Raw genomic sequence first — 11,264 nt, 5'->3', positions numbered from 1 at the left:
TTCACAGAGGCGCTAGCAAGTTCAGTAACTCCGCTAGCGTAGCCCTCCATTTCTGGGAAATCGCGGAGTTCGATAGCGAGATATCGCTCGCAGAGCGGCACCGAAGTTGGCGGCTTTTCCAAATATCGATGCAGGGACCGTTTCCAGCAGGCTATGATGCGCCGCGCAGTATTCAGCTTCCGGGTCAAGCCATTCCCTCTTCCACCGTGGGGCCGACACGTCGACATCGTTGAGCACGAGACATCTGAAACAGTAAGCAAGGTACCGCTGGTCGGCCATCCATTCGGGTGGAGTCTGGATCGAGGCCAATCTCCCCTCGCTCACCCGCGCCAACTTGGAGAGCTGATCCAACGGTGATGCGGAGACCGGCGGAAACAATATCCATCCCGCTTTTCCAAGGTCCGGCATATCCAGCCCCGTGCTCGTTTCCCATAGCATGCCCACGCTGACCTGGTAGCACGTCGCGACCCGACCTAGCCAACTGCCAAATGCCTCTTCGAAAAACGGCCTTGGAGCGACAGGCCAAGGCTTCCCAAGATCAGGCATGTTCGCGAGCGACACGCTCGAGATGTGAGATACCGATAAACTCGTCACCGTTTCGGATAGAAAGCTCCGCTGCGTCGTTCAGGATTGTCGAAATGGCACCGGTCAGCCCACCGCTCGCTTCCAGCACGTACTGGACAATCTCGCGCCGCGAAAGATCGGACGGCTTCCTCAGCGGCAGCACCCTTTCGAAGGCGGCGAGAAGCCGCCGAAGGCTATCGCTCTCTCTCCATCGAGGGATCTCGAACGGCCTGTAACGGCTCACCATCTGCGGATCGGTTTGAAGCGCAAGCACTGCGTCGCGAGTGCCCACAAGGACCATGCTGATCTGCAGATCATTTGCAAGGTATTTCAGTAGATTCAGAGACGCACGCTGCTCGCGATACGTTCCTGCGAGCAGGTGATGCACCTCATCCACAATCAGCATTTGCGGCGACATCCGTTTCAGGATATCCCGCGCCAGCCGTTCGAGAGACGCCAGACCCGCGGCAGCGTTATGTGGAGCGCCGAGTTCGAATAACAGTGCAGAATAAAACCTATGTTGATCTGGAGTCGGGGGCATCTGGACGGAAACAACCGGACACCGCTCTACACCTCGTCGCTCGTCAAACTCATTGGGATGAGCGCGCCTGAACTTCGCCGTAATTTTCGTCTTCCCAATGTTCGAATCGCCGTGCAACAAGAGGCATGGCATACGGTCGCGTGGGGGTGTCTCATAGAGCCTCTGAAGCACCTGCAACGCTTCAGTCGCGCGTGGATAATCGATCCAGCGATCACGAAGGAGACCTTTTACACGATCTTCGCTTCCCAACTGCGCCTGCTCTCTGGCAGCCGGAAGTAAGTGCGCCAGTCCATCGTGCTTCATGTCGGCTCCTTACCACTGTTCGACATCGTACGCGGTCACCGGCAAGTCATAATCCACCTGTTCCGCGTCCCGCTGCTCAGGTTGCTGCTCGGCGTCCTGTCGGTCTAGCCTTCCCACAGGAGGAATGCTCTGTGATCTGGAACGCCGACGCTTCCGTGTGGCTCGCGTCGCATTCATGATCACGCTTCGCTGTTCCATGATCGTCTCAAAAATTCCTTTTTCTGAGATCGTTCGCTGTCCTCTCTCCCTGATTGCTTTCAAGGCTGCCCGCTGTTCGAAGAGCGAGATGGGAGGCCGTCGCAAATCCGCGTAACGCACCTCTATGTAGCTCTTCTTTCCCGCACTTACGAATACCCTCGACAGGTCTTCGGGATGGTAACGCACAGTCACAGCACGGCGTGTCTCCCGCCATGCGGCGAACAACGGGTGCCAGTACCGGATCCGAAATATGTTGAGGCCATCCGCCTGTATTGTTCGTTGCTCGACTGGCAGAAACCTTATCAAGAATTGAAGTTCTGCATCCGGTGCATTCGGCAGATATCGGGACTCGGCCGAACCCGAAAGCTCGCGCCACTTCTCGGCAGGAGGAAGCTCAGACAGGCCGCGATGAGGGCTTTGGTGATATCGCCTTCCAATTTCGATCGTCATCCATTGTTCGAAGTCCCTTAATGTCAGGCTGGCGGTTTTCTCGGCCTGGCGAGCCTTGCGTCCTTTTGCGGACGATCCCGTCGCTCCTGGCAAGCCACGCACGCGCTCCATCAACGTCCGGTTCAACCGTTCAATATGGCCACCAAAGTGAGGCTTACCGACTGGACGATACATGAGGTCAATGCCGTATTCACGGCACCCGCTGCGGAGCGCCCTGCTCTTGAACTCAGCTGCGTTATCGAGATGCAGGACACGCGGAATGCCTCGCATGGGCCAGTCCGCTTCTACGCCTATCTTGGAAAGCCATGCCGCTTTCGGCAACGCGACCCGCGTGAGAAGCAAGCCAACCGTGGCCGCGCCGGGCCGCTCCATTCCTAAGTAGAAGCCCAGCACGCACCTCGACGCAACGTCAAGCGCGAGGGACAGCCAGGGTCGGCCAATGACCTGCCCGTCCACCTCGCTCACCAGCAGTATGTCGGCTTGCGTATGGTCGATCTGGACGATGTCGAGCGGATACCGGACCCCGAACGTGCCGGGTGCAACCATCGATTCGGGAAGTGCAGCCCGTGCCAATGCATCCTGCTGGCGATATGCAGTCCATCGGCGAGCCACCGTAGACCGACTGGGAGAATCCAAACCCGCAACAGCACATCGACGTTTTATTTCAAGCACCAGATCGGTTGCTGGATGGGCCAGTTGCCGTTGCGCGGGTAGCCATTCGTGCACGACATCGTCGATGACAGTCTCAACCGCGGCGTCCAGTCGGCCGCCTGGTATGCGACCGCAAGGAGACGGCTGCAAAGTGCTCGTCACAGGATTCGCGAGAAAGCGGCGACGCAAGCGATAAACAGTCGCCCAGTGAACGTTGAGCAATTGCGCCGCGCGTTTCGCCTGCTCCCGGGAAAGCACGCCGCTTCCAAGCGGTCTAAGCACTGACGCTATCTTCGCTGCCCGAGCTTCAATCTCTTCCGAGGAAGCCATGTCTACCCCCCAGTACGCGGGAAGGACGCGCTAGCAGCATTAAAGAACATGAAATCGACGCTAGCAACGTTAGTGGACACCGTGTCACTCAGTCGTTGTATCGATACAACAATGCAAAATCGCTGGATTTTCCGCTTTTCGGTCGGAATGTACGGCGTTTTACGACAAATTCGGCGCTAGCAGTTTCCTTGACACGGCTAGCGGCAATTGTGAGCACCAACAGCTGGCTCCCCTGTCGTTTCGAGAAGCGACGTACTCAGGAGTCTTCACCCTCTATCCGCTCCTGACGGGCAAACATCGCGCGCATTACGGAGAGATGCTGCGCGAGGCCACACGGTTGATCGAAGCCGGCAAGCTCACGCCGAATCTCGATCCTCGCCGGTTCCACCTGCGATCCGCAGAAAGCGCCTACGACGCCATCACGAGCGCCACCGCACGCGGGAAAATCGTGGTGGATGTCGCGTGAGATCGAACGTGTCAGCTTCGCTGTGTCGCGTGTGCGGATCTCCTTCAGCTGCGCCTGCCACTCGACATGGCCAAGCGTCTGGCGACCGCGAAGGTCACGCCGGCTCAGTGGGACGACATCGCGAATGACAGAAGCCTTTGAATTGATCCGGCAATCCGCCCATAACGCAAATCCTGGGCCGCGGTCCTGACATGATCAGCCACACCTCCTCGGCTGCAGGCTGGTAGGGCCAGGCTGGATCGCAGTCCCAGATCGGCAGCGCCCGACCCACGAGAGACAGTCACGTTTACGAACGGTGATGATTGCCGCCGTCTAGATCAGCTTGACGGGTCCGCCATCGATCCGAACGCGAAACAGCGAATACGGTTTCTCCCGCCGATCGACGCCGTTATGGAACTGCGCTTGCCGGTGGAGCTGATTCGCGGTGAAGTAAAGATAGCCATCGCTGGCGACCGAGAGAGTGTCGGGCCAGAGGATTCGCGGATCGTGCGCGATCGTTGTCCACTCGCCGTCGGCGCCACGCTGGCGAATGCCATTGCGTTCGTAGTCGCCTGCGTAAATCCGCCCCCGGTCGTCCGCTTCAAGACCGTCGGACGCGCCCTTTTCGCCCAGGTCGACGACCGCGCTCGCCACATCTGCTTCGGATGATGCTTCATCGAGCAGCAGCGAGGTCGGCACCGAGAAGAGATGACGGCTCGACAGCGGGCAATAAAACAGCGATGCTCCATCGGCGGATATCGCGATGCCATCCGAAGCCACGCTGAAGGGCGAAGGTGCGTTTCCTTGGCTGCGAATAGCGAGCCGTTCGCCTTCGACCACGGGAACGAATGCGGGATCCGCCGAAGTCGAAGGGTGGCCCGAGAGCTTGCGCCAGCTATGACCGCTCGCGAGATCGACGACGATGATTCCGCCTGGTCCCGACACCGACGAGTCGGTGACGTATGCGACGCCGCCCGCGCCGCTGCGCAGGTCGAAACGGACATCGTTGACGTAAGTGGTCGGCAAAACGACGCTGGCGGGAAGCACGATCGTCCTGACCACCCGGTCCGCGGTCAGATCGACGGCGACGAGCTTCGCGCCGCCATCGACGGGGGTCGAAAACGATGGCGCGGCCGTGTCGAGGATCCACAGACGATTGGCCGCGTCGACCACCACGCTTTGCACGCTACAGAGCGTTTCGCCGGGCCGGTCAGCGTCGAAACGGTTGATCGCCGCGTCGGGATACGGCGCCACCTTGCCTGCGCGCAATTCGCCGACGGTGAACGGCACATCGTCGCCCCAGCGCGGAAAATTCACGAAGATGCGTCCATCGTGCGAAACCGTTACGCCGGTCGGCATCGCATCGTAGAAAGCGAAGACCGGCTCGATTTCCCCGATCGTTTTGTCAGCGGCGAGCTGTGCCGCGCCTGCCGATGCGATGGTATGTACTGAATTCGACATGTCGTGCTCCTTGATTGATCAATCGCGTCGGCGCCCGAGACTTGCTGCGCGCACCGCTTTTGCCGGGTTGGACCGCCGCACTCTCCAGTGCCATCACGGCTATCGCCTTGCCTGATGCCCGCACCTCCTCCGCCGCGCCGCTGCCGCTTCTAGAAGCCTGTGAGAACCGTCTTGCCGATCGACCGGCCGCCCTCGACGCGTGCATGAACGCGCAGCAGATTCTTCGCATTGATCGGACCCGCGTCCTCGGTCAGCGTCGTTCTCAGAACGCCCGCGTCGACGAGATCGGCGACGCGGTTCAGCAGGCGATGCTGCTCGATCATGTCTGCCGTCTGAAACAGTGACCGCGTGAACATCAGTTCCCAATGCACCGACACGCATTTGAGTTTGAGACTCACGATGTCGAGCGCCGCAGGGTCGTCGATCAGCGCGAGTTTTCCCTGCGGCGCGATGATTTCGCCGATACCCGGCAGATGCCGGTCGGTGGCGGTCAGGCTGGCAACGTACTGAACCTGCTCGACGCCGATGTCCCGCAACCCGTCTTTCAGCGGCTTGTGATGATCGATCACACGATGCGCGCCCATCTTCCGGCACCACGCGATCGTCTCCGGCCTCGACGCCGTCGCGATAACGGTCAAACCCGTCAGCATGCTGGCGATCTGCGTAAGGATCGAACCGACCCCGCCCGCCCCGTTGATGATCAGGATCGCCGCGTTGCGCTTGCCTGCATGTTGCGTTACACACAACCGGTCGAAGAGCAACTCCCACGCGGTGATCGACGTGAGCGGAAGCGCCGCCGACTCGCCGAACGACAACGTCGCCGGCTTGCGCCCGGCGATCCGCTCGTCGACGAGATGGAATTCGCTGTTGGTCCCGGGCCTGTCGATGGCGCCGGCGTAGAACACCTCGTCGCCTGGCTTGAAGAGCGTCACGTCCCGGCCCACGGCCTCCACCACGCCCGCCGCGTCGAATCCCAATATCGCGGGTCCGCCATCTGCAGGTGCGCGGGTCGCGCGCAGCTTGACGTCGGCGGGATTGACCGAGACTGCCCGGACTGCCACCCTCAGATCATGCGGGCCGGGCTCGGGTGTGGGCAACTCGAAGTCGACCAGCCCGCCCGATGCGCTGGACGGACCCGCGACACGGTAACCAATCGCTTTCATGTGTCAGTCCTCTTCGTCATGACATCGGTACGCGCGCGGCGTCGGCTAGATCAGCGACGGCACCGCCGGATCGATATGCACCTCGACGAGGTACGGGGCACCCGCCGCGAGGCCACGGCGAAGCGCGGCTTCGAGGTCCGATGGATTGTCGATCCGCTCGCCCGCCACGCCGTATCCTTTCGCGAGCGACACGAAATCGAGGCCGGGTAGATCGAGGCCGGGCACCCCAGGCGTATCGAGCTGATTGGCGAACGCCTTCAGAATATTGTAGGCGCCGTTGCGAGGTACGACGAACAGGATTGGCAGCGCGTGCTGGACCGCGGTCCACAATGCCTGGATCACGTAGTTGGCCGCGCCGTCGCCGACGATATCGATGATTTGACGCTTGCCGCCGTTGTCGCGCTCCGCCAGCGCGACGCCGACCGCCGCCGCGAGACCATAGCCCAGCACGCCGCTCGACATCGAAAAAAACGAACGCGGCGAGCCTGTCGGAATGCGCTGGCGAAGCAGCTTCATCGTCGAAAGCGATTCCTGCACGATGATGCTGTCCGCGGGCCGCACTTCGTTGATCGTGTGATACAGATAATCCGCCGTGATCTGCCCGTCGATCACCGGCAGCGGCAGCTTCGCGGCGGGAACCGGTGCCTCGCGCACGGCCTTCGGCAGATGCTCGGTCAATACCGCGCAGGCACGGCCGGGATCGGCCAGGAAACTGTCGCCGACCGGAGCGCGCGCCGCTTCGGAGGGATCGTCGGTGATGTGGAACAACCGCGAACCTGTCGGAATGAAATCGCCGGGAACGTACGGGTAATAGCGGAACACCGGCGCGCCGATCACAACGATCACGTCGTGCCCCGCGAGCTGTTTGCCGAGCGGCCCGATCGCGCTCGTCAGCACGCCCTGATAGGACGCATGCGTTTCGGGAAAGCCGGGACGGCCTTCGGCTGGCGCCGCCCAGACCTTGCAGCGCAGACGGTCGGCGAGCGCCACCGCGTCGTCCCAGCCGCCGCTCTGATCGACTGCGCCGCCGATCACTAGCACCGGCGAGCGCGCTTGCGATAGCGCGTCGATGATCGGCGCGAGGTAGGCCGGGTCCGCACCCAGCCTGCGGCTTACCGAACGGATGACCGGCACCGCAGGACACGGCTTGTCGACATCGTCCATGGGAATCGACAGAAACACCGGTCCGGCAGGCGGCTGCACCGCCATCGCATAAGCGCGCATCAACGCGCCCGGCACATCTTCCGGACGGGCCGGCTCGTAGGCCCACTTGACAAACGGCTGCGCGATCGCGAGCGGCTGCGTGTTGGTCAGGTAAGGTTCGAGCAGCAGCATCTCACGTGTCTGCTGCCCAGCCGTGATGATCAGCGGTGCGCGGTTGTACCACGCGCTTTCGATATTGCCGAGCGCGTTGCCCATGCCCGCCGCCGTGTGCAGATTGACCAGTACCGCTTCGCCGGTCGCCTGCGCGTAGGCGTCGGCCATCGCGACTGCGGGTGCTTCCTGCAAGGCCAGCACATAGCGGAAGTCGGATGGAAAATTCTTGAGCAGCGTTTCTTCGGTCGAGCCGGGATTGCCGAAAATCGTGGTCAGCTTCAATTGACGCGCAACTTCGAAAAACGCCTGTTGTACGGTCGTCGTCATAGCGGTTCCTTGAGAAAAATGAGCCGTTCAACCCGCGTTCGTGACGGAGGGCGGCGGCGAACCCGCGGGCGTCACGCTGACAAGCTTGCGATTCACAAACTCTCCGAAACCCAGCTCCGACAGTTCCCGCCCGTAGCCTGAGTTCTTGATGCCGCCGAACGGCAATTCGGGTGCGGTCCACGTCGGGTGATTGACGAACACCATGCCGCTTTCGATCTGCGCCGCCACGCGTCGGCCGCGTTCGAGATCGGCGGTGAACACCGAGCCGCCCAGTCCGAACGGCGTGGCATTGGCCAGTTCGATGGCTTGCGCCTCGCTCTCGACGACGTAGAAAGACACGACCGGCCCGAACAGCTCCTGCCGGTAGATCGGATTGTGTTCATCGATATCGGTGAGTACCGTCGCCTCGACGTAGAAGCCCGGACGATCCGGCCGGCCACCGCCCAGCGCGACGCGCGCGCCATGCTGTTTTGCGACGTCGATCTGATGCAGCAGCCCGCGCATCGCGTTTTCGGACGACACCGGTCCGAGCGTGGTTGCCGAATCGGCTGGATCGCCCAGCTTCAGCGCGCCCATGCGCGCGACGAGACCGTCGAGAAACTGCTGCCCGCGCGCTTTGCCGATCACGATCACCCGCTTGGCCGCGACGCAACTCTGGCCGGTGTTGTTCATTCGCCCCCACAGCGCATTGTCGAGCGTCGGTTCCAGCGGCGCGTCCTCGAGCACGATCAGCGGATCGCTGCCGCCCAGCTCCATCACCGACTTTTTCAGCGCCCGGCCCGCGCGTTCCGCGACCGCCGCGCCCGCGCGTTCGCTCCCGGTCACCGTCGCGCCCCGCACGCGCGGATCGTCAATCAGCCTCGCAACCTGATCGAAGTTTGCGAATACGTTCGTGTAGATGCCTTCCGGCGCATCGACGTCCTGAAACAGGCGCTCGAACGCCAGCGCCGATTGCGGCACATTGCCCGCGTGCTTGATGATGACGACGTTACCCACCATCAGTTGCGGACCGGCCACCCGCGCCAGCTGGTAGTACGGAAAATTCCACGGCTCGACGCCAAGAATGATGCCCAGCGGATGCGTCTCGATGCTGTTGCCCGGCATCCCGTCGACCTCGACAGGGCTCAGATAGTGCGCCGCGCGGTCGGCGTAGTAATCGAGGATCGCGGCGGACAGCTGGACCTCGGCGCGCGCCTCGGCGATCAGCTTGCCCATTTCGGTCGTCAGATATCCTGCGTACTCGTGCGCATGCGCGCGCAACTTCGCGGCGGCCGAGCGGACGATTCGCGCGCGTTCCGCGACCGGCCGCCGGCGCCACGTTTCGAAGCACGCTTGCGCGCGATCCACCACCTTGTCGAGATCGGAATCCGTGATGTCGGGAAACGTTCTGACGAGTTCGCCGGTGGCGGGATTGATCGTTTGATAGGCCATAATTTTTCTCCTTTCAGACATGGGCGACGCTGACTGATGCGGTTTGCGGAGGACTTGTCCGCCACGTGCCCGGCTAGACCGGCACCTCGTATTTCGAAACGTTTTTCTCGTTCCAGCTCATGCCGATTCCGGGACGGTCGGGCGTCCATACAACACCGTCGCGCGGTTCCAGCGGATCAGCGAGTATCGGATTGGCCCAATCGACCCATTCCAGCCAATGAGCGGTGGGCGTCACCCTGAGCAGATGCGCGGCGATCTCCGGATACAGATGATTCGACAGCTGCACGCCCGCTGCTCCCGCAACGTGCGCGGTCTGCAGCCAGCCCGTGACGCCGCCGATGCGCATCAGATCGGCCATCGCGTAGTGGACGGCGCCGGCGGACAGGAACGTGAAGAAATCGCGCGAGCCGTAGAAGTTTTCGCCGATCTGCAATGGCGTTCGTACTTTCTGCGCAAGCTGCACGTAGCCGCGAACGTTGTCGTATGCGATCGGCTCTTCGATCCAGTAAAGACCCTGATCGTCGAGTTCGTGGCAACGGCGGATCGCATCGCCCAGTCCGAGCGCCTGATTGAAGTCCACCATCAGGTCGATGCCGGCGCCGACGCCTTCGCGCACGGCGCGAATCGCCGCCAGATCGTCCTTCAGGTGCACGCTTCCAAGCCGCAGCTTCATCGCCTGAAAACCGCCGTCGGCCTGTAGTTCGCGCGCCTCGCCGGCCAGCGTCGCGACGTCGTGCCGCCACAGGCCGTTGCTGTTATATGCACGGTTCGGCCCCGGCGTTCCGCCGAGAAACACCGCTAAAGGAAGATTCGCCGCTTTGGCGAGCGCATCCCAGACCGCCATGTCGAGGCCCGAAACGGCGATCGTCGAAACGCCGGTGACGCCGTCGACATTGAGCGCTTTCATCGCCGCGTCGAACAGATCGAAAGGCGCAAGCGGTCTGCTTCTGAACGTATCGCCGAGCTCACGCAACGCGGTGACGATGGCGGGCACCGACGCGGCACGATACGGCGCAACGTAGCTGTGTCCGGTGATACCGCCTTGCGTCTCGACATCCACGAGGATCATCGGCCAATGATCGAAGCGGCCGATTCCCGCAATCACCGGGCGGCGCAGCGGCACCACGACCGCACGCACTTTCACATTCTTCAGGGTCAGTGAACTATTCATCGTAGGTCCGGACATCCAGCGTGAACGGGAACAACATGTGTCCATCATGACGATCTCGCGCGACAGATTCTTTCGCGTGCGCGCCGCACTTTAGATTTCGCACCGGCAACGCATGCATGCCGAACCCGCCAGCTTCACGATCCGGCGATCTGATGCGGCGGAGTCACGCCGGCAGGTCGATACGGCAAGAACGATACGGATGCGAAAGACGAGGACGGCGGACGATGCTCTTATTCCGCGGTGGGCGTCTGCAACCCGTGCTTGCGGAACCTTGCCGCTCACGCCAATCCACCTGATCAATCGAGGAGTTCAGTCATGAGTGCTATCGCCGTTGTCATTCCCGAGGACAAGTTTCGCGACGAAGAACTCTTTGTTCCAATGGCGGCCTGGAAACACGCGGGAATCAGAACGAAACTGTTTTCGACCGTGCTCAATGAGGTGACCGGCGACCTTGGCGGTAAGGCGCAGCCCGAAGCGCTCCTGGAAGACCTGGATGCCAATGACTTCGATGCGATCGCAGTCATTGGCGGCAGCGGCACGGTGAGTCATCTATGGAAGAACGCCGGGCTGCAAACGATGCTTCGTGCGTTCGATGAAAAGCACAAGCTGGTGACGGCCATCTGTGCCGGGGCAGTGACTCTCGCTTATGCCGGCTTGCTGCAGGGCACACGCGCGACGACATACCCCGCCGACATGATGATCACCGAGCTTGAAAAGCATGGCGCCACCTATGCATCCGATCACGCGATCACGGTGGGAAATATCGTGACCGGCGACGGCCCGATGGGTGCGAGCGAATACGCGGAGGCCGTGATTCAGGCGCTTTCAACGAGACACGACATGCCCCCGGCGTGAGCGCGGGAGCAGGCCCTGAAGCGGCGTGCGGCATTCGTGCCGGCACGCCGCTCACCG

At 61.9% G+C, this 11,264-nt stretch carries 9 protein-coding genes and 1 pseudogene; 2 read left to right on the top strand and 8 right to left on the bottom strand.

What is annotated here, in order from left to right; translation table 11 throughout:
* Window positions 1-33: 33 nt before the first annotated feature.
* The 3 genes from C8K18_RS12220 to C8K18_RS12210 are packed head-to-tail and all read right to left on the bottom strand — an operon-like array spanning window position 34 to window position 3,037.
* Entirely contained in the window at window positions 34-546 is a 513-nt protein-coding gene (locus C8K18_RS12220; RefSeq protein ID WP_181324878.1) for a TniQ family protein, read from the bottom strand.
* A complete protein-coding gene (locus C8K18_RS12215) occupies window positions 539-1,408 on the bottom strand; it encodes a TniB family NTP-binding protein (protein WP_107707636.1) in 870 nt (289 codons plus the stop codon). Before C8K18_RS12215 ends, C8K18_RS12220 begins: the two co-directional genes overlap by 8 nt.
* Before the next feature lie 9 nt (window positions 1,409-1,417).
* Complete coding sequence (locus C8K18_RS12210; RefSeq protein ID WP_107707635.1) at window positions 1,418-3,037, bottom strand: Mu transposase C-terminal domain-containing protein; 1,620 nt, start codon at window positions 3,035-3,037, stop codon at window positions 1,418-1,420.
* 223 nt (window positions 3,038-3,260) lie between these two features.
* Here C8K18_RS12210 and C8K18_RS12205 point away from each other — a divergent pair.
* A pseudogene (locus C8K18_RS12205) lies at window positions 3,261-3,503 on the top strand (zinc-binding dehydrogenase); the annotation flags it as partial.
* Window positions 3,504-3,815: 312 nt separating this feature from the next.
* On the opposite strand, the gene C8K18_RS12200 reads toward C8K18_RS12205, so the two are convergent.
* The 5 genes from C8K18_RS12200 to C8K18_RS12180 form a co-directional block, all read right to left on the bottom strand.
* Window positions 3,816-4,943, bottom strand: coding sequence for an L-dopachrome tautomerase-related protein (locus tag C8K18_RS12200; RefSeq protein ID WP_107707634.1), 1,128 nt, complete (start codon window positions 4,941-4,943; stop codon window positions 3,816-3,818).
* A gap of 149 nt (window positions 4,944-5,092) precedes the next feature.
* On the bottom strand, window positions 5,093-6,106 hold the full coding sequence (locus C8K18_RS12195) for a zinc-binding alcohol dehydrogenase family protein (protein ID WP_107707633.1): 1,014 nt from the start codon (window positions 6,104-6,106) through the stop codon (window positions 5,093-5,095).
* Window positions 6,107-6,151: 45 nt separating this feature from the next.
* Window positions 6,152-7,750 carry a benzoylformate decarboxylase gene (mdlC, locus tag C8K18_RS12190; RefSeq protein ID WP_107707632.1) on the bottom strand — a complete coding sequence of 533 codons (1,599 nt, stop codon included), beginning with the start codon at window positions 7,748-7,750 and terminating at the stop codon, window positions 6,152-6,154.
* Window positions 7,751-7,777: 27 nt separating this feature from the next.
* Window positions 7,778-9,181, bottom strand: a complete 1,404-nt coding sequence (locus tag C8K18_RS12185) for an NAD-dependent succinate-semialdehyde dehydrogenase (RefSeq protein ID WP_107707631.1) — start codon at window positions 9,179-9,181, stop codon at window positions 7,778-7,780.
* Between the two features lie 73 nt (window positions 9,182-9,254).
* Window positions 9,255-10,352 carry an enolase C-terminal domain-like protein gene (locus C8K18_RS12180; protein ID WP_107707630.1) on the bottom strand — a complete coding sequence of 366 codons (1,098 nt, stop codon included), beginning with the start codon at window positions 10,350-10,352 and terminating at the stop codon, window positions 9,255-9,257.
* A gap of 315 nt (window positions 10,353-10,667) precedes the next feature.
* Here C8K18_RS12180 and C8K18_RS12175 point away from each other — a divergent pair, with 315 nt between their 5' ends.
* Window positions 10,668-11,207 carry a DJ-1/PfpI family protein gene (locus tag C8K18_RS12175; RefSeq protein WP_107707629.1) on the top strand — a complete coding sequence of 180 codons (540 nt, stop codon included), beginning with the start codon at window positions 10,668-10,670 and terminating at the stop codon, window positions 11,205-11,207.
* Window positions 11,208-11,264 lie beyond the last annotated feature (57 nt).

Source organism: Paraburkholderia sp. GV068 (genome assembly GCF_003058125.1).
GTDB lineage: Bacteria > Pseudomonadota > Gammaproteobacteria > Burkholderiales > Burkholderiaceae > Paraburkholderia > Paraburkholderia graminis.
This window is presented reverse-complemented; position numbering and strand designations above follow the sequence as displayed.

What these genes read in the sequence shown, in the direction of transcription:
- C8K18_RS12220 (WP_181324878.1), bottom strand. Translation starts at nt 546, where the DNA reads ATGCCTGATCTTGGGAAGCCTTGGCCTGTCGCTCCAAGGCCGTTTTTC.
- C8K18_RS12215 (WP_107707636.1), bottom strand. Translation starts at nt 1,408, where the DNA reads ATGAAGCACGATGGACTGGCGCACTTACTTCCGGCTGCCAGAGAGCAG.
- C8K18_RS12210 (WP_107707635.1), bottom strand. Translation starts at nt 3,037, where the DNA reads ATGGCTTCCTCGGAAGAGATTGAAGCTCGGGCAGCGAAGATAGCGTCA.
- C8K18_RS12200 (WP_107707634.1), bottom strand. Translation starts at nt 4,943, where the DNA reads ATGTCGAATTCAGTACATACCATCGCATCGGCAGGCGCGGCACAGCTC.
- C8K18_RS12195 (WP_107707633.1), bottom strand. Translation starts at nt 6,106, where the DNA reads ATGAAAGCGATTGGTTACCGTGTCGCGGGTCCGTCCAGCGCATCGGGC.
- mdlC (WP_107707632.1), bottom strand. Translation starts at nt 7,750, where the DNA reads ATGACGACGACCGTACAACAGGCGTTTTTCGAAGTTGCGCGTCAATTG.
- C8K18_RS12185 (WP_107707631.1), bottom strand. Translation starts at nt 9,181, where the DNA reads ATGGCCTATCAAACGATCAATCCCGCCACCGGCGAACTCGTCAGAACG.
- C8K18_RS12180 (WP_107707630.1), bottom strand. Translation starts at nt 10,352, where the DNA reads ATGAATAGTTCACTGACCCTGAAGAATGTGAAAGTGCGTGCGGTCGTG.
- C8K18_RS12175 (WP_107707629.1), top strand. Translation starts at nt 10,668, where the DNA reads ATGAGTGCTATCGCCGTTGTCATTCCCGAGGACAAGTTTCGCGACGAA.